This is a genomic window from Nocardia yamanashiensis NBRC 100130, assembly GCF_001613325.1.
GTDB lineage: Bacteria > Actinomycetota > Actinomycetes > Mycobacteriales > Mycobacteriaceae > Nocardia > Nocardia yamanashiensis.
Genome location: NZ_BDCD01000021.1, coordinates 221,216 through 239,058 on the forward strand (window position 1 = coordinate 221,216; position 17,843 = coordinate 239,058).

Annotated in this window: 16 protein-coding genes; 7 read left to right on the top strand and 9 right to left on the bottom strand. The window is 67.5% G+C overall.

The features are described 5' to 3' along the window. Nucleotides 1-2 precede the first annotated feature (2 nt). The gene (locus NY1_RS25290; protein WP_067718218.1) at nucleotides 3-1,988 is read right to left on the bottom strand and encodes an adenylate/guanylate cyclase domain-containing protein; all 1,986 of its coding nucleotides are present in this window, start codon (nucleotides 1,986-1,988) and stop codon (nucleotides 3-5) included. Nucleotides 1,989-2,016: 28 nt separating this feature from the next. After that, entirely contained in the window at nucleotides 2,017-4,275 is a 2,259-nt protein-coding gene (locus tag NY1_RS25295) for a molybdopterin-dependent oxidoreductase (RefSeq protein ID WP_067718221.1), read from the bottom strand. A 131-nt stretch (nucleotides 4,276-4,406) separates the two neighbouring features. On the opposite strand from NY1_RS25295, the gene NY1_RS45415 reads away from it, so the two are divergent. Then, complete coding sequence (locus NY1_RS45415) at nucleotides 4,407-4,835, top strand: helix-turn-helix domain-containing protein (protein WP_067718224.1); 429 nt, start codon at nucleotides 4,407-4,409, stop codon at nucleotides 4,833-4,835. Between the two features lie 123 nt (nucleotides 4,836-4,958). Here NY1_RS45415 and NY1_RS25305 read toward each other — a convergent pair whose 3' ends face one another. Beyond that, complete coding sequence (locus NY1_RS25305) at nucleotides 4,959-5,438, bottom strand: hypothetical protein (RefSeq protein ID WP_157762472.1); 480 nt, start codon at nucleotides 5,436-5,438, stop codon at nucleotides 4,959-4,961. A gap of 349 nt (nucleotides 5,439-5,787) precedes the next feature. On the opposite strand from NY1_RS25305, the gene NY1_RS25310 reads away from it, so the two are divergent. Together NY1_RS25310 and NY1_RS25315 are read left to right on the top strand one after the other, a co-directional pair. Then, complete coding sequence (locus tag NY1_RS25310) at nucleotides 5,788-6,369, top strand: DUF4282 domain-containing protein (RefSeq protein WP_067718226.1); 582 nt, start codon at nucleotides 5,788-5,790, stop codon at nucleotides 6,367-6,369. 107 nt (nucleotides 6,370-6,476) lie between these two features. Continuing rightward, nucleotides 6,477-7,349: a helix-turn-helix domain-containing protein gene (locus NY1_RS25315; protein ID WP_067718228.1), complete on the top strand. Its 873-nt coding sequence runs from the start codon at nucleotides 6,477-6,479 to the stop codon at nucleotides 7,347-7,349. A 48-nt stretch (nucleotides 7,350-7,397) separates the two neighbouring features. Here NY1_RS25315 and NY1_RS25320 read toward each other — a convergent pair whose 3' ends face one another. Continuing rightward, on the bottom strand, nucleotides 7,398-7,808 hold the full coding sequence (locus NY1_RS25320; RefSeq protein WP_067718408.1) for a MarR family transcriptional regulator: 411 nt from the start codon (nucleotides 7,806-7,808) through the stop codon (nucleotides 7,398-7,400). 60 nt (nucleotides 7,809-7,868) lie between these two features. Between NY1_RS25320 and NY1_RS25325 the strand changes: the two genes are divergently transcribed. Then, nucleotides 7,869-9,365, top strand: coding sequence for an MFS transporter (locus tag NY1_RS25325; protein WP_218028422.1), 1,497 nt, complete (start codon nucleotides 7,869-7,871; stop codon nucleotides 9,363-9,365). A 62-nt stretch (nucleotides 9,366-9,427) separates the two neighbouring features. Here NY1_RS25325 and NY1_RS25330 read toward each other — a convergent pair whose 3' ends face one another. Then, nucleotides 9,428-9,988 (bottom strand): dTDP-4-dehydrorhamnose 3,5-epimerase family protein, encoded by a 561-nt coding sequence (locus NY1_RS25330; RefSeq protein WP_067718234.1) that lies wholly within the window; start codon nucleotides 9,986-9,988, stop codon nucleotides 9,428-9,430. A 2-nt stretch (nucleotides 9,989-9,990) separates the two neighbouring features. Beyond that, nucleotides 9,991-10,866, bottom strand: a complete 876-nt coding sequence (gene rfbA, locus NY1_RS25335; RefSeq protein ID WP_067718411.1) for a glucose-1-phosphate thymidylyltransferase RfbA — start codon at nucleotides 10,864-10,866, stop codon at nucleotides 9,991-9,993. Nucleotides 10,867-11,112: 246 nt separating this feature from the next. On the opposite strand from rfbA, the gene NY1_RS25340 reads away from it, so the two are divergent. Next, nucleotides 11,113-12,090, top strand: a complete 978-nt coding sequence (locus NY1_RS25340) for an alpha/beta hydrolase (RefSeq protein WP_067718237.1) — start codon at nucleotides 11,113-11,115, stop codon at nucleotides 12,088-12,090. 104 nt (nucleotides 12,091-12,194) lie between these two features. On the opposite strand, the gene NY1_RS25345 is transcribed toward NY1_RS25340, so the two are convergent. After that, a complete protein-coding gene (locus NY1_RS25345; protein ID WP_067718239.1) occupies nucleotides 12,195-12,896 on the bottom strand; it encodes a DUF8020 domain-containing protein in 702 nt (233 codons plus the stop codon). A gap of 434 nt (nucleotides 12,897-13,330) precedes the next feature. On the opposite strand from NY1_RS25345, the gene rfbB reads away from it, so the two are divergent. Beyond that, nucleotides 13,331-14,335: a dTDP-glucose 4,6-dehydratase gene (gene rfbB / locus NY1_RS25350; RefSeq protein WP_067718242.1), complete on the top strand. Its 1,005-nt coding sequence runs from the start codon at nucleotides 13,331-13,333 to the stop codon at nucleotides 14,333-14,335. A 79-nt stretch (nucleotides 14,336-14,414) separates the two neighbouring features. Here the strand turns inward: rfbB and NY1_RS25355 are convergent, their stop codons facing one another. Beyond that, nucleotides 14,415-16,025 carry a DUF2142 domain-containing protein gene (locus NY1_RS25355; RefSeq protein WP_067718246.1) on the bottom strand — a complete coding sequence of 537 codons (1,611 nt, stop codon included), beginning with the start codon at nucleotides 16,023-16,025 and terminating at the stop codon, nucleotides 14,415-14,417. Then, nucleotides 16,022-16,996: a glycosyltransferase gene (locus tag NY1_RS25360; RefSeq protein ID WP_067718249.1), complete on the bottom strand. Its 975-nt coding sequence runs from the start codon at nucleotides 16,994-16,996 to the stop codon at nucleotides 16,022-16,024. The genes NY1_RS25355 and NY1_RS25360 overlap by 4 nt, the downstream gene beginning before the upstream one ends. 213 nt (nucleotides 16,997-17,209) lie before the next feature. Here NY1_RS25360 and NY1_RS25365 point away from each other — a divergent pair, with 213 nt between their 5' ends. Next, nucleotides 17,210-17,722 carry a GtrA family protein gene (locus NY1_RS25365; RefSeq protein ID WP_233434470.1) on the top strand — a complete coding sequence of 171 codons (513 nt, stop codon included), beginning with the start codon at nucleotides 17,210-17,212 and terminating at the stop codon, nucleotides 17,720-17,722. Nucleotides 17,723-17,843 lie beyond the last annotated feature (121 nt).

Sequence of the window (17,843 nt, forward strand, 5' to 3'; positions counted from 1 at the left end):
CTTCACCGCAGGGCCGTGAGGCGGTACACGGTTACCGGGCGGCTCTTGCCCTTGATGTCGAAGTCGCCCAGGTTCTCCACCTCGGCTCGGGGGCCCAGGCGGTGCCTGGTCAGCGGGCCCACCACCACCGTGCCGGGTTCGGCCAAACCCTCCAGGCGGGCAGCGAGATTGGTGGTGTCGCCGATGGCGGTGAAGTTGCGCATCTCGCGGGCGCCGACATTGCCGACGATGGCGGGGCCGGTGTTCACGCCCACCCGGAACATGGGCCATTCGCCGTGGGCGGTTTCGCGGACGGCGGCGGTCGCGCGTTGCAGGGCCAGGCCGGCTCGGGCCGCGCGCAGGGCGTGATCGTGTTGGCGCACCGGGGCATTGAAGATCGCCATCACCGCGTCGCCGACGAACTGCACCACGGTGCCGCCCTCGGCGAGGATCTCGGGGACGATCGCGCCGTAGTAGGTGTTGAGCATGCGCATGACCTGTACCGGTCCGGCCTTCTCCGCGAACGGTGTGTAACCGCGCAGGTCCGCCATGAGCACGCTGACCTCGTGCACCTCGCCGCCCAGTCCGGCTTGCGAGGGGTCGGCCAATAGTGCGGTCGCGACCTGTGGGGACATGTACGAGCGGAACAGGCCGTCCAGTTGCTGGTACAGCCGGGCGTTCTCCAGGACCACCGAGGCCTGGGCGGCGAACGATCGCGCCACCGCGTGCTCCGCCGGGCCCAGCGTTCCGACGGGTGGGCGGGCCAGTTCCAGGATGCCGGTCTGGATTCCCTTGACCAGCAGCGGAAATGCGAACGCGGCCGGATTGGGGGAACCGCCGTCGGCGAAGACCAGGTGGCCGCCGCGCATGACGCCGATCCGGACCACGTCCTGGTCGAAGGCGAAGCCGGCCAGGCGTTGAATCTCGGCGAGCAGCTGGTTCTCGCCGCGAATCACGTTGGCGCGCTCGCCGACCGCCACCAGCGCGCCCAGTCGCCGCACCTGCTCGCGTTCGTTGCCGAGAGCTTGGGCGGCCTGCTGCAGGACGGCCACCTGGCGTTCGGTGAGGCCGAAACGGCGAGCCAGCTGCTGGGCGGCGGGGCCGAGCGGATCTTCGGCCGCGATGCCGCCGGTGGCGCGCTGGTCCAGGGCCGACACCATTTCCTCCAGCGCGCGGGCGTAATCGCGCTGAATGGCGGCGAGGGTGCTGCGCTGGGTGATGCTGTCGAACAGGCCGCGGGCGGAGCCTTCGCGGCGGAAGCTGAGGTGGGCGCTGACCGCGATCAGGACGAAGGCGACGCCCAGCAGGACGTGCCACTCCCACCAGGACACCCGCCAGCTGCGGCCGAAGCCGACGGCGAAGAGGGCCTCGGCGAGCAGGATGAACGCGGTGAGTACCGACAGCAGGACCGTGGCCCGGTTGCGCAGGTAGATCCAGATGTAGCAACCGGCCGCGACCAGGTAGCAGGCCGCGCCGACGAAAGCCGCGGCGATCAGCGGGCCCTGGGCCTCCGACGGGTCGGGGACCGCGTCGAAGGGCGGCACCCTGGTCAGGGACAGCAGTGCCCAGACCGTCATCAAGGTGAGAGGCAGAGCGGCAAGGAGTTCGGTGAACCGGTGCGCCCGCGCGGTGGGCCCGTATTCCACCACCGAAGCCAATGCCGCCAGCCCGCCCAGCACCATACCGACCGGAACCGCAACCGTGAAGCCCACGTTCGGAGTCGACAGGATGACCCCGGGGGTGGCCAGCGCGTGCAGGCCCAGGAAACCCGAATTCAGCTGGAACACCAGGGAAACCAGGATCAGGCGCATATCCCGGTGGGCGCGGGCCGCGCGCAGCAGCAGGATGCCCAGCGCCAGCGAGACCGCGGCCGCACCGAGGATCAACCAGAAATGCAGGCCGCGATGCTGGAACTCGTGGTCGAGATCCGGATGCGACACCAACAGCCAAAGACCCGCCGCGGGCAGTGCCACATGCACCGCCCACAGCGCGACCCGAATCGCCGACATGCGTTCGTCTCCCCCTGATCGGGTTGGTTCAGGCGGGCGAGAGTGTCACCGGCACGCCGTTGAACACGGCATTCCCGGACGGCGCGTCCACCAGCGAATCATCGGTCAGCACATTGGCGTTCACGCCCGCGTGGGCGCGCGCCACCTGCTGTGTGCTGTCGCCGTGGCCCCAGCCATGCGGCAGGCTCACCACGCCCGGCATGATGTCCGCCGTCGGCTCCACCTCCACCGTCACCGTTCCGGCCGCCGACTTCACCACGGCCAGGCCGTTCAATCCCAGCCGCAGCGCGTCCTCCGGATTGATGTGCAGCGTGCACCGATTCGACCCGCCCACCAGCGGCGGCACATTGTGCAGCCAGCTGTTGTTGGAGCGCAGCTGCCGCCGTCCCACCAACACCATCTCCGGAGCCTCCGCCGCCAGCCGATCCCGCAGCCGCGCAACGTCTTCCAGCAACTGCGCCGGCGCCAGCTCCACCTGCCGCGATGCCGTCAACAATACGCCCGGCAACCGGGACTGCAACGGGCCCAGATCCACGCCGTGCGGATTGTCCAGCAGCACTTGCAGATTGAGGCCGCCCGGCAGCGTTCCATCGCCCGCCGCGTCGCTCGGCGTCTCGTTCAGGGCCCGCGCCGCCATGCCTTGCGCTCCGCCCGCCCATTCGCCGAAGGGGCCGAGGCGCAGCATCAGATCGATGCGCTGTTCGGTGGTGTTCTCGCCCAGCAGTTCCGCGCGGCGGTCGGAGAGTCCGGCCTTGTGCAGCGTGCCCGCGATGACGATCTCGTCGACGACGGTGAGCGGATCCAGGCCCTCCTGGGGTTCCTGGCCGGAGACCGCGAGGGCCAGGCGGGCGATCACCTCGGCCTCCGACATCTCACCCTCGCGCAGCGGCACCAGGGGGCGGGAGTACCGGGCGTAGTTGTGGACGGCGAAATTGAGCAGGGCGAAGTCGTAGTGGGGGGCTTGCAGGATGCGCGGCGGGGGCAGGATGACATCCGCGTGGCGGGTGGTCTCGTTGAGGTAGCGGTCCACGCTGACCATGAATTCGAGGTCGGCGAAGGCGGCGTCCAGGCGCGCGCCGCTGGGCGCGGACAGCACCGGATTGCCCGCCACCGTGACCATGGCCCGGATCTGCCCCTCGCCCGGGGTGAGGATCTCGTCGGCCAGGGTGGCCACCGGGAATTCGCCCATGGCCTCGGGTAGTTCGCGGACGCGGCTGGTCCAGCGGGCGGTGCGGAACGGGCGGGTGCGGACGATGCCGAGCGCCGCGCCGGTCGGGAACATGGCGCCGCCCGGGGAGTCCAGATTGCCGGTGAGCACATTGATCACGTCGACCAGCCATTGCGCGACCGTGCCGAACTCCGCGGTACAGGTGCCGATGCGGGCGTACACGGCCGCGGTCGGGGCGGCGGCGAGTTCGCGGGCCAGGCGGATCACCGTCTCGGCGGGCACGCCGGTGCGCCCGGCCACCACCTCCGGGGTGAAAGGCGCTGCGGCGGCGCGTAGTTCGTCGAGACCGGAGACGCCGACGCGGACCGTGGTCAGGTTCTCGGCGAAGAGCGTGTGGACGATGCCGAAGAGCAGGTAGGCGTCACTGCCGGGGCGGATGAACAGGTGCTCGTCGGCCAGTTTGGCGGTGCGGGTGCGGCGCGGGTCGACCACCACGAAACGGCCGCCGCGCTGTTTCAGCGCTTTCAGTCGGCCCGGGAAATCCGGTGCGGTACACAGTGACCCGTTGGATTCCAGCGGGTTCGCGCCCAGCATGAGCAGATAGTCGGTGCGATCCAGATCCGGCACCGCCACGGTCAGCGGATCGCCGAACATGAGCCCGCTGGACACCTGCTTCGGCATCTGGTCGGCGGTGCTGGCGGAGAACAGGTTTCGGGTCGCCAGCGCGCGGATGAGCAGCGGCACGTACAGCGCGCCCGCGATGGTGTGCGCGTTCGGATTGCCCAGGTACAGCCCGACCGCCTGATTCCCGTACGCGGCGCTCACCTGCGGCAGCCGCTCGCGGATCACCCCGAAGGCTTCGTCCCAGCTCACGGCCCGCCAGGTATTGCTCGCACGATCGCGAATCATGGGGGCGGTCAGTCGATCCGGGTCCTCGTCCAGGTGTCCGAGGGTGGCTCCCTTCGGGCAGATGAACCCCCGGCTGAACGGATCGGCGTGGTCGCCGCGTATCGACTTGATGTGGTCGCCGGAGTCCAGGGTGAGTTCGAGCCCGCACACCGCCTCGCACAGCGGGCAGGTGCGCAGCAGGTTCCGGCTGCTGTCCGTGGCATGGGTCATAACCAATGATCGCGCGTCGGCCCCGGAGGTGAAACACTTCCGCATCAATGCCGGGTAAGTGTCGGCGTGCTGACACATTTCGCGTGTCGGCGCGAACAGACCCCGGCCGCCGTCGCGACCAGGCTTGCCGTATGCGGTTTCTGGAACGGACACAAGCACTCGACGCACTGCGGACGGCCCGGGCGGACGTCGCGGCCGGCACCGGATCGGTGGTGGCGCTGACCATCGGCGGGGAACCCGGACTGTTCGTGCGGGTCGCCGGGCCCGCCCCGGACGGCGATTCCGCCCGCCCGCTGCCCGGACTCACCGAACGCCAGCAGGACGTGCTGGATCTGGTGTGCGCGGGCCTCACCAACGCGGAGATCGCCGACTACCTGGTGCTGTCGGTGCGCACCGTGGACCACCACGTCTCGGCCATCCTGCGCAAGCTCGGCGTCGCCAACCGCCGCGCGGCCCGAGCGCGCGTCCTCGGCCATACGCCGATGCCCGCCGCGCGCGCTCCGAGAAGGGCCGTCGCGCAACCGCACTCTCGCGCCCTGCGCGTGCTGCGCAGCGCATGAGAAAACAAACGTTCCGAATTCATGTGCAAAGTCCATGAATTCGCAACGTTTTCGATCGGATACGACAAAACCGCGGGTGCCGGGGAGCACTCGCGGTTTTTATCGCTTATTCAGAGCTGGAGATCAGGAGGCGATACGAGCCGCCTGCGGAGCGCCCTTGGCGGCAGCGCGGACAGCCGCGGCGATCGCCACGACCGGAGGCACCCAGCGGGCCTCGTGCGGGGCCACGCCCCAGCAGGCCGCGCCGGCGGCCGAGAGCTGAGTCGGCGGCAGCGGGATGCCCGCGCCGTCGGTGTGCACAACAGCCCCTGCGGCGCGCAGCGCCTCGATCGCCATGGCGGCCTTGCTCAGGCCGGTCACCAGGTGGATCTCGCGGCGCTCGGCGCCCGGAATCTCGATGATCGGACCGGTGAGGTCGTTGGCCCGCAGGAACCGACGGATGAAGGCGGCGGTGTCGCCCGTGACCTCGATGCCCGAGATCTGCTCGTCGGTGATCAGGCAGATGCCGTTGGCGGTTTCGTTGACCGTCCAGCCACGCTGGATGTACTCCTGCGCAGATTCCTTGACGGCTGACGAAAGCGTCGTACGCACTGGTTTCTCCATTCCCCGGTAGATCTTTGTCCTGCTCTGTGCGGGGTATCGGTACGAGCGGTTCGGAGCGTTACACGTTCTTTTTCAAATCAGTCCGATTGCGTGGCATGTCGAGACATCTTGCAGACCGCTCGACCCGTTCGGGTCGGTGTCACATTTGCGCCGAGATCGCTGCGCGGCGCCCGCTGCCTGCGATAACGCGCGCCCGGGCGAGCGGGACGCGCGCGCCGCGCGGGCCCGCGATTGGGCCCGGCGAATCCGGGAAGTGTTCTAGAACACACCGCGCCACTCTGCCGCCGTGCGGCGGAACCGGTGAGACTGCACACGGCCGAAAAGGTCTGTGGGAGAGGAGCGCGTCGGCATGACCGACCAATCGGGCGGGAACACAGTGGAACTCGAGGAGTTCGAGGAGTTCGAGGCCGAGGGCCGGTGGGCCGCCTTCAAGGAATCCGCGACCCGGCGCATGTCCCGGCGCGCCGCCGAGGAGGGTGAAGAGGAGGAGACCCCGGTCGAACCCTTCGCCAGCCCAGGCGCTTTCGGATCCTGGAGCGTGGACGCCGCCCGCGCGCTGCTGGATGTGCAGTTCCACCGCTCCGCCACCCGCACGCTGCTGCCGCTGGCCTATCTGCTCGGTCTGGCAGGCGCTTTCGCGATCCCGATCACGGGAACCGTACTGCTGTGGCGGGTTTCGATGGTGCTGGGCATCTTGTTCGCGGTGGTGTTCGCCATCCCGCTGGGGCTGACCATCGCCGCCGTGGTGCGCCTGTTGCTGGAATTCGTCCTGAACGCCTCCCGGCTGGCTTCCCGGGTGGAGCACATCTCGGATATGGCCGACGATCTCTTCCAGGCGCTTTCCGATGTGGCGGAACCTGTCAATCAGTTGTCCAAAGACGTTCAGGCGGTGCAGTTCTGGCGCTTCCGCCGCCGGTCGTCCCGGAAATAAGGGTACGCAAAGCGGGCATCATATCCACTGGTTTGCTTCGCGCGTGCATGGATCGCTGAGTTCTCCTGTGCAACAATGCGAATCGCACACTGGTATCAGGGGGATTGATGGCACTACCGCAGGGGATTACCGGATCCACCATGCCGCGGCGACAGCTCGGCCGGCAACTGCGTGACCTGCGTAATCGCGCACGCATGACGACGCGGGTCGCCGCCCAGCGGCTGGAATGGTCCGAGGCCAAGATCTGGCGCATCGAAACCGGGCAGACGTCGTTGCGCAGCCTGGACGTCGAGGCCATGTGCCGGATCTACGGCGCGCCCGAGGACGCCATCGCCCCGCTCACCGCGCTGGCCCGGGAGACCAAGGCGCGTGGCTGGTGGACCGAGTTCAGCGATGTGATCGACGAGGGCTACGAGGTCTATATCGGTCTCGAGGAGGCCGCGGCCCGGCTCACCACCTACGAGAACGAGCTGATTCCCGGACTCCTGCAGACCGAGGGCTATATGCGCGCGGTGCTGGCGGGCGCGTACCCCGGCATCACTGCCGAGCAGATGGACCGCCGGGTGCGGGTGCGCACCGCGCGCCAGGCCCTGCTGTCCCGGCCGGATTCGCCGTTGCAGGTGGATGTGGTGATCTCCGAGGCGGTGCTGTGGCATCGCATCGGCGGCGACGAGGTGGTGGTGGGGCAGCTGGAGCGGCTGCGCCGGCTGGGCGAGCTGCCCAATGTGCGGCTGCGCATCGTCCCGGCGGACTGCGGGTATCACCACGGCATGGATGCCGGGCGCTTCGTGCTGCTCGAATTCCCCGGCGCCGCAGGCCATCCCACCGAACCGCCGGTGGTGTACGTGGAGGCGCTCACCGGGTCGTCGTATCTCGACAAGGAGCCCGATGTGGAGCGCTACCGGGAGGCTTTCACCGCGGTCACCTCGATCGCCGTGGACGCGCTGCCCATGATCGAGACGATCCGCGCGTCGGTGTAGGACCGAAGCGCAGGGGCCGGGGGCAATCGCCCTCGGCCCCTGCGGCTTTCAGTGCAGTACCTGCTCCAGTACGGAGCGATGCGTCGGCACGGCCTGCTTGTGCAGCTCCCGGCCCTTGTCGGTGAGGCAGACGAAGATCGCGCGGCGATCGTTGGTACACAGCGAACGTGCCACCAGCCCGTCCTTCTCCAAGCGGGCGACCGCACGCGACAACGCACTCTGACTGAGGTGGATGTCGTTGGCGAGATCGCTCATCTTGTAGTTCTCCCCGCCGGCATCGATGAGCCGGTCCAGGGTCTCGAATTCGCTGAGCCCGAGGTTGTGGCGTCCTTGCAGTTCTTTTTCGAGAGCGCACGAGGTCGTCGCGTGCCGGGCCAGTAGATCGCGCCACTCACTCACCAGGCCCGTGGGATGCGTGAGATCCACGGACGAGGCGACAGGCGCTGTCGACTTCGGCATGGCCGCCATCTTAGTGCGTCACCGCAAATCATGCAAGCGCATTAAATGCTTGTGCATTTGATGCGTGCGCATGTACTGTCCTCTCTCGTGACTTCCACCGAGACCTTCCGCCCATCAGCGGTCGCCGCTGATTCCTCGCAGTGGCCAATTCGGCTCTGGGGCATGCTCATCACCCTCTGCATCGTGCTGTTCCTGGACGGCCTCGACGTGTCGATGATCGGCGTCGCCCTTCCTTCCATCGGTACCGAACTCAACCTGGAGACCTCCACCCTGCAGTGGCTGGTCAGCGGTTACGTCCTCGGCTACGGCGGCCTGCTGCTGCTGGGCGGGCGCACCGCGGACCTGCTCGGCCGCCGCAAGGTCTTCCTGATCGCCCTCGCCGTCTTCGCCCTGGCCTCGCTGGCCGGCGCGCTGGTCAGCTCGGGCCCGCTGCTCATCCTGACCCGCTTCATCAAGGGCCTGGCCGCCGCGTTCACCGCGCCGACCGGTCTGTCGATCATCACCACCAACTTCCCCGAGGGCCCGGCCCGCAACAAGGCGCTGTCCATCTACACCGTGTTCGGTGCGGGCGGCTACTCCATGGGCCTGCTCTTCGGCGGTCTGATGACCGGTCTCGGCTGGCGCTGGACCTTCCTGCTGCCCGTCCCGATCGCCATCGCCGCGCTGGTCGCCGCGTTCTACCTGGTGCCCAAGGACAAGCCCGCCGAAGAGGGCGGACACGATCTGTTCGGCGCGCTGCTGTCCACCGCGGGCATGCTGCTGCTGGTCTACACCGTGGTCTCGGCCCCGGAAGCCGGCTGGGCCTCGGCCCGCACCATCGGTTCCTTCGTCGCCGTGGTGGTGCTGTTCGCCGCCTTCGTCTACGTGGAGAACAAGGTCAAGTACCCGCTGGTCCGCCTCGGCATCCTGAAGAAGGGCTCGCTGGTCCGTGCCAGCCTGGCCATCATCGCGGTCGGCGGTTCGTACTTCTCCTGGCAGTTCATCACCACCCTGTACCTGCAGGACACCCTGGGCTGGTCCCCGCTGAAGCTGGCCCTGGCGCTGCTGCCGGTGGGTCTGCTGGTGGTCGCCTCCGCGTTCGTCTCGGACAAGCTGGTCGACCGCTTCGGCACCGGGCCGATCATCGCCGTCACCCTGGTGATCATGTCGGTGGGTTACCTGCTGTACCTGCGCCTGGACACCGCGCCGGACTACCTGACCGTGCTGCTGCCCGCGGTGCTGCTGGTCGGCATCGGCTGGGTCGGCTTCCCGGCCATCAATATCCAGGCCACCAGCGGCATCGACGACGACGAACAGGGATTGGCGGCCGGCGTGCTCCAGACCGCCATGCAGGTCGGCGCGGCCATCGTGCTCGCGGTGACCACCGCCATCGTCACCTCCGGCGCGCACACCGACCGGAGCCCGCAGGCCATGCTCGACACCTACAAGCCGGGCCTGGAGTTCGCCGCCGGCGTGGCCATCGTCGGCGCCCTGGTCGCCCTCTCGGTCTACCTGCCCAAGCGGCGGGCCAAGGCCGAAGCGCGGGAAGAGGATCGCGAATTGGAACTCGTCGGCTGATCCGCAGCAGCCGATGAAAAGGGCCCGGGGACACTGTCTCCGGGCCCTCGGCGTGTCCTGGACTACACCCGCAGCGACGAGAGTCCGGGCGCGGCAGCGTCTTTCGCCGACCGGATGAACTCGAGCGGTTCTCCGTTGCGGCCCACCGCCGGCCATTCGATGGCCAGCTCCGGATCGAAAGCGTCCAGGTCCCGGTCGAATTCGGGCGAGTACTCCAGCGAACAGAGATAGTTGACCGTCGAGTTGTCCTCGAGCGACAGCAGCGCGTGCCCCAGCCCCTCGGCCAGGAACACCGACTTGCGCTCCACATCGTCGATCACGACCGCGTCCCACTTGCCGAACGTGGGGGAGTCGCGCCGCAGATCCACCACCACGTCCAGGAACGCCCCGCGCACACACGTCACGTACTTCGCCTGTCCCGGCGGATCTTCCGTGTAGTGGATGCCGCGCAGCACGCCCGCCGCCGAGGTGGACACATTGACCTGCATCAGATCGAACGGCCGCCCCACCGCCTTCTCGAATTCCGAGGCCTTGAACGCCTCGGTGAAGACCCCGCGCTCGTCGCCGTGCAGGCGCGGCGTGAACTCCCACGCCCCCGGAATGCCCAGTTCGCGAATCCGCATCTCTACTCCCACGCCCGTCCGTGATCGAGCAGGCTGTACAGGTATTTCCCGTAGCCGGAGCGCAGCAGCGGTTCCGCCAGCCTGCGCAGCTGTTCGTCGTCGATGAAGCCCATGCGCCAGGCCACTTCCTCGGGCACGCCGATCTTCAGGCCCTGCCGCTCCTCGATGGTGCGCACGTAATTGGCGGCGTCGAGCAGGGAATCGAAGGTGCCGGTGTCGAGCCAGGCGGTGCCGCGCGCCAGCACGTCCACCTGCAACCGGCCCTGTTCCAGATAGGTCCGGTTGATATCGGTGATCTCGTATTCGCCGCGATCGGAGGGCTTCAGATCGCGCGCGATGGCCAGCACGTCGTTGTCGTAGAAGTACAGCCCCGGAATCGCGTAGTTGGAGCGCGGCCGGACCGGCTTCTCCTCGATGGAGATGGCCTTGCCGTCGGCGAACTCCACCACGCCGTAGGCGGTCGGATCCGAGACCCGGTAGGCGAAGACCGCGCCGCCGTCGATGTCGTGGAAGCGATTCAGCCGCATGCCGAGCCCGGGGCCGTGGAAGATATTGTCGCCCAGCACCAGTGCCGCGGAGTCGGTGCCGATATGGTCCGCGCCGAGCACGAAGGCCCGCGCCAGTCCGTCGGGTTCCGGCTGCACCACATAGGAAATGGACAGCCCGAACTGGCTGCCGTCGCCCAGCAGGCGCGCGAAGGCGGCGCTGTCCTCGGGTGTGGTGATGACCAGGATGTCCCGGATCCCCGCCAGCATGAGCGTGGACAGGGGGTAGTAGACCATCGGCTTGTCGTAGACCGGGACCAGCTGCTTGCTCACTCCGCGCGTGATCGGATGCAGCCGCGAGCCCGTGCCACCGGCCAGGATGATTCCGCGCATGTCACGACAGTCTGCCAGTTCGGTTCCGAGCATGACGGGTCAGGTTCCGAGTCGACGGCGAATCGGTCACGCCGGTTTGCCGCTATACGGAATGGTCCATAAGTGTTGCGTAGGTCACGTTCTCATGGTGTTCTGAAATGACGCTATGTGAGATGTCAGCGCCGACTCTCTTGCGCCGGGTCCGAGCCGCGTGCTCCGGTCCCCGGAACGAACGGCTCGGCGCGCCAACAACGAGGTAGGTGCGCGATGACCAACGACACTGCGGTCGCGAATCCCGATCGAATCAGCGCGGCGGCGCGAGCGCTGGCCATGGCCTGCCGCACCATGATCCGGCCCGCGGGCGAATTGGTCCCCGTCACCATGGGATCCATGCCCGTCGCCCAGGCGGTGATCAACAATCTCGCCAAGATGCGTCCCGCTCCCCGGGGTGTGGAACGGGAACAGGTGCGGCTCAACGGCTTCCGCATGGAGATCGTGCGGCCCGCGGGCGCGCGCAAATCCCTGCGCGACGGCGCGATCATGTACATGCACGGCGGCGGGTTCTTCCTGTGCGGCCTGGACACCCATCGGCCCGTGGTGGCGGCGCTGGCGCGCAAGACCGGGCTGCCGGTGGTGAGCATCGAATACCGGCAGTTGCCCGACACCGATATCGCCGGTTCGGTCACCGACTGCCTCACCGCCTACAAATGGCTGCTGGCGCACGGCGTTCCGGCGTCGCGCATCGTCTTCGCCGGTGATTCGGCGGGCGGCTACATGACCTTCGCGACCGCCCTGCGCGCCCGCGACGCCGGGCTCCCGGTCCCCGCCGGACTGGTGGGCCTGTGTCCCGCACTGGATCTGGACTGCACCGAGAAGCGCGCCCACCCCAACTACCACCGTGATTCGCTGATCCCGCTGTCCGCGCTGGAGCAGGTGGTGGCGATCGGCGCGGCCCGCGACGGTTACCTGGATCCGCGTCTGTCCCCGGTCAACAATGTGCTGGCGGGCCTGCCCCCGGCCCTGCTCATCGTCGCCGAAGACGAAGTCCTGCGCCGCGACAGCGAGATCATGGCCCAGCGGCTCGCCGAATCGGGCGTGCCCGCGACCCTGGAGGTCTGGCGCGGTCAGGTGCACGCCTTCATGGCCATCTTCCCGAACATGCCGGAAAGCCGGGCCGCCCTGGCCCATGTGGCCCAATTCGTCCGCGCCCGAATCGATTCCACCCAGATCGCGCGTTCCGCCTAGACGTCAGGCGGGGCCGTCTGAATCCGTTCGGCGGGACCGGCTGCAAAAAAGACGAATCCCCACCCGGGTGGTCCGGGTGGGGATTCGTTCGTACCGCGGCCGAATTACTTGGCCGGGGCGGTGAAGGGCTGGTTGATGGTGGTGAAGTACTGCACGGCGGCGGCGATCGCGACCGGGGCGGTCACGAAGATCTGACCGGCCAGCACACCCAGGAAGCCGACGGCGGCGGCACCGGCGATGCAACCACCGATCGGGCCCAGGCCGAACAGGGTGGCCAGCGCGCCGGTGGCGACGACGCCGAGGGCCGCACCCGCGACACAGCCGAGGGCCGCGCCGCCGATACCACCGACCAGGGTGCCGATGGTGGCGCCCATGGAGATGGTGTCCTTCAGGCGGTTCCAGGCGGCCTGCTCACGGTCGTACTCGTTCTTCCAGGGAGCCTGGTTCTCGTACGGCAGGGCGACGGGCTTGTAGACGGCGTGCGCCTCGTCGTACTGCGGGGTCAGGGTGGCGGTGTTGCCGGCGATCTCGGCGGCGATCGGGAACTCGAAGTCGTCGACGCGGAACTTCAGCTCGGTGCCGGCGACGGTGGTGCCGTTGGCGGCCTGGATCTTGAAGACGCCGTTGTCGTTGACCAGCGAGCCGACGTCGGTCCGGATGACGACCTGGCCGTTCTCGGACTGGGTGGCGGCGTAGTTGACGGCGCCGTTGTCGGCCGCGGCCGGGGCGGCGTTCACGGTGCCGGCGGTGACGCCCATGGCAGCGATCAGCAGCGCCGAGGTAGCGGCGAATTTCCTCATCAGCATTTGGTGAAACCTCATCGAAGAGCTCGGGGGGACAGGAGGAATCGAAATCGAGATCAGCTAACGAGCGGTGAACCGACTGTGACCGTTAGTTCAAATTCCGTTCACCATCGGGATCACGCGCTTCGGGAGGTTCCGGAAATGCGCTGCGTGCGTATGGTTTTCATGGATAGCACGGATCCACCGGTCCGTTACCCCCAGGTCTGTTTGTGATGAAGGTCACATGCGTCACTTGAAAAGTCTCAGGCTTTTCGCGGTGAAACTCCCGCCGCTTCGGCGTAATTGCGACATTTGGGATCCGGCTGCCGTTTCGGCGCGGATATTTTTGTTTCCTTCTCGTGTCCGATTCCGCTCACCTGGAAGCCGTATCCCGTGTAATGCCCGCAACCTGTCCGGCCCCGCATCCGATCGCTTCCCGCGCCGCGTAGGGTTTCGGTGTGCGACTGCTCGTAACCGGAGGCGCCGGCTTCATCGGCGCGAACTTCGTTCACCAGACCGTGACGCGCCGACCGGGCGTGCACGTGACCGTGCTCGACAAACTCACCTATGCCGGCAATCGAGACTCGCTGGCCCCCATAGCGGATCGAATCGAGTTCGTGCACGGCGACATCGCCGATACCGCACTGGTGGATCGCCTGGTCGGCGGCGTGGACGCGGTGGTGCATTTCGCCGCCGAATCCCACAACGACAATTCGCTCGCCGATCCGTGGCCGTTCATCCAGACCAATATCGTCGGTACCTATTCGCTGCTACAGGCGGTGCGCCGGCATCAGGTGCGCTATCACCACATCTCCACCGACGAGGTGTACGGCGATCTCGAACTCGACGATCCCGCCGCATTCACCGAGGTCACGCCCTACAACCCGTCCAGCCCGTATTCGGCGTCCAAAGCCTCGAGCGACATGCTGGTGCGTTCCTGGGTGCGTTCTTTCGGCGTGCGGGCGACAATCTCCAACTGCTCCAACAACTATGGGCCGTACCAGCATGTGGAGAAATTCATCCCACGCCAGATCACCAATCTGATCGACGGTATCCGGCCGCGGCTCTACGGCGCCGGACATCAGGTCCGCGACTGGATTCACGTGGACGATCACAACAGCGCGGTATGGGAAATCCTGGAGCGCGGCCGCATCGGCCAGACCTATCTGATCGGCGCCGACGGGGAACGCGACAACAGGTCCGTGGTGCAGCTGATCCTGGAGGCATTCGGCCGCAGCCCCGACGACTTCGACCACGTCACCGATCGCCCCGGGCACGACCTGCGGTACGCCATCGACTCCACCCTGCTGCGCACCGAACTCGGCTGGGAACCGGAATACCGCGACTTCCGCAAGGGCCTGGACGCCACCATCGACTGGTACCGCGAACACGAATCCTGGTGGCGTCCACAGAAAGCCGCGACCGAGAACGCCTACGCCGCCGCGGGCGAGAAAGTCCTTTAGGCCGTCAACCGACCCGCGCGGTACTCCGCGAACGCCATTTCCGCACCCATCGCCGACATCGCGGCGATGGGTCGCGAAATCAGCCCCAGACGATGGTGGAGTACTTCACCACGGCGGCGATCAGGGCGATGGACGTCGCCGCCACCACCGTGATGGCCGGACCGCGCGTGGGGACCCGGCCCTCGGAGTCGGTGAGCCGCAACGGCATCCAGCGCAACACCACAGCGAATCCGAGAATGGTGAGCGGCACGAAGTACCGGCCCTGGACGCCGTCGATAATGAAATAGCCGACGGGCGTGAAGGACATGTACAGCGTCACATAGATCATCGCGACGCTCGCCAGAATCGTCAGCGCCACCACCCAGGTGCGCAGCCGGTTGGCGTTCGCGGCGGTGAAACGATCCGCGATGCCGATGCTGACGGTGAACGCCAGCAGGCTCGCCACGATGGTCAGCGCGGGCACGTCGATATAGGCGAAGCCGAGCTCACCGAAGAACTGGGTGAACCAGCGCTGATCGCGGCGGGCGATGGAATCGCCGAACACGGACAGGAATTGCAGCGGATCGCCGAGGATCTCCTTCAGCTGATCGCCCGGGCGCACCGAACCCCACTGGTTCTCCGGCCGCATCAGGCTCATGCCGTCCCCGGTCGGTGCGGCGATCTTCATCCACACCGCGAAGGACAGCCCGCCGACGGCCGCGGCCGCCCACGGCAGCACGCGCTGCCACACCGCTACCCGGTCGGTCCCGCCGAAACCGAAGCGGCTCGGCGGAATCAGCACGGTCAGCATGGCGATCAGCACGTAGGTCGGCTTGCACACCGGCAGCAGCACGGTGGCGGCCAGCGCCGCCACGGTTTCCGGCTTGGACAGCCGCTGCCCGAGGAACAGGCCCTTGACCACCGCGATCGAAACCAGCACGGCCAGTGCGTTGGTCACGGTGTCGGCGGTGACGGTGCCCGCCTGGAACAGCGCGATGGGCAGCACCGCGACGGTGAACGCCAGCCACTGCACCCGATGCCCGCGCAGCATGCGCAGCGCGAAACCGACGATCACCAGGTAGGCCAGCAGCCCGGCCCAGCGGGTGGCCAGCACGGTGCCGCCGACGCTCAGGTCGAGGGCCTGTGCGATCCGCAGCCCGGCCGCGGGCGGCAGGTACGGGACAGGGGAGTAGGCCGCGGTATTGGTGAACCAGACCTGGGTGGTGGTGGCCGAGACCGGGGCGGCGCCGAGCAGGTCGTAGGCCTTGCGATCGGCGACCATCGGCTCGGGTTCGTCATTGTTGTTGCGGTAGTCGTCGAACGCGTAGCTCATCAGCGCGTCGATGCTGACCGGAACGTCGCCGCCCCAGGCCGGGCCGCGATCGTCATGGATCTTCTGGGGCAGGAAACCGCCCTGCGAGACCTGGTAGGCGCGGCCGAACTGGGTGATCTCGTCGTGGCCCCAGAACGGCGGGGTGAGCACCGACCAGACCGCGCCGAAGATGCCCGCGATCAGCACGAAAGCCACTGCGGCAGCGCCGAAACGCGAGTCCACGCGCTCGAACAGGCTGCCCCGCGGGGCGGCCGGCGCCGGTTCCGCCTGCGCGGCAGCCGTTTCCGGCGCGGCGGTGGCGGATTCGGCTGGGGCGGCGGTCGTTTCCGGCCGCTCCTGCTCGGGTTCGGTGGTCTCGGGTGTTTCGCGAACCGTCATCGCCGCGATCCGCCGATGCGCTCGACCACGGGTTCGGTTTCACCGACCGCCGTGTAGCGCAGGTAGACCAGCCGGGCCGCCTCGTGCCGGGAACGCTTGATGCCGTCCAGGATCAGCCCCGCCGTCCAGGCCAGGCTGCCCAGCAGCAGCAGCGTGAAGCCGAGGAACAGCGTCGGGAAACGCGGCACCTCGTGGATCCGGTAGAACTCGATCACGATCGGAGTGATCAGGATGATCGAGATGATCCAGGCCAGGGTGCCGAACAGGCCGTAGAACGCGACCGGCCGCTCGTGCCGGGCCAGGCCGACGATCAGCCGCAGGATCTTGAAGCCGTCGTGATAGGTGCGCAGCTTGGATTCGCTGCCCGCCGGGCGATCCTTGAAGCCGACCGGCACCGCGGTCTGCGGCACCCGCAGATGCTGCGAATGCACCGTCAGCTCGGTCTCGATCTCGAATTCGCGCGAGACCGCCGGGAAGCTCTTCACGAACCGCCGCGAGAACACGCGGTAGCCGGACAGCATGTCCTCGACGTTCTCGCCGAACACCTTGCCGACCACGCCGTTGAGCACCTTGTTGCCGGTCTCGTGGCCGGCCCGGTAGGCGCTCTCGCCCTCCAGTTCGCGGCGCACGCCCAGCACGTGGTCGTACGGGCCGTCGAGCAAAGTCTTGATCATGAGCGGCGCGGCGGCCGCGTCGTAGGTGTCGTCGCCGTCGACCATCAAATAGATGTCGGCCTCGATATCGGCGAAGGCGCGGCGGACCACATTGCCCTTGCCCTTGCGATATTCGGTGCGCACGATCGCCCCCGCTTCGCGCGCGCGTTCCGCGGTCGCGTCGGTCGAGCGATTGTCGTAGACGTATACGACGATGCCCGGTACGGCGGCCTTCAGGTCGGTGACGACTTTCGCGACCGCTGCCTCTTCGTTGTGGCACGGCACGATGGCGGCAATGCGAAGCTCGGTGGAGTCCACCCGGTCAATCCTCTGATCGGAAGGCGAATACGAACACGGGGAGGGTACCCGACCTTTGGGCGGAGCATGTGCGGAGCGCCCCGCAGTTCGCGGCCCGGCTCGTTCTGGACTGAGTGGAGCGGAGGAGCGAAGCGGGGGAGCGGAGGGAGGGAAGAACGAGACTTTGGGGCCGCGAACCCGCCCGGAGCGTAGCGGAGGGCAAAATGTCTCAGCGTGTCCAGCAGTGAGGCCCGAATGTCCGAGGCGGAGTCGGCGATCGTGAGTGAACCCAAGACCCTCGGCGGGCGTGTGAAAGCGCTCCTGAGCGGTGGCATCGGCGCATTCGTGGTGGTCGGGGGCATCGGATTCCTGGTCGACGCGGGCACCTACAACGCGCTGGTGTTCTGGGGCGGCGACGGGCCGATGCACGACGCGCCCGTGCCGGCGAAGATCATCGCGATTCTCACCGCCACCGTGGTCACCTATTTCGGCAACAAATGGTGGACCTATTCCGATCACGAGAGCGGCAATAACGGCCGTCACATAGTCGTATACGCACTTCTCAACGTGATCGCCATCGGCTTGCAGGCGGCCTGCCTCGGCTTCTCCCGCTATGTGCTCGGACTGGACAGTCCCTTGGCGGACAACATCTCTGGCACCTTGGTCGGTCAGGCCGTCGCCATGGGGTTCCGTTACTGGGCATACGGGAAATTCGTCTTCACCGGCAGCCGGGAAAATCGGGAGTGACGCGGGTTCGCGCTGACGCGGGGCAAGCGCATTGATATCCTCGGCCCGCCGAGCGTGACAGTGGGAGTGCGACCACGTCGGGTGTGCCGGTGTCTGTTGTGTATTCGAGGGATGTCGAGGA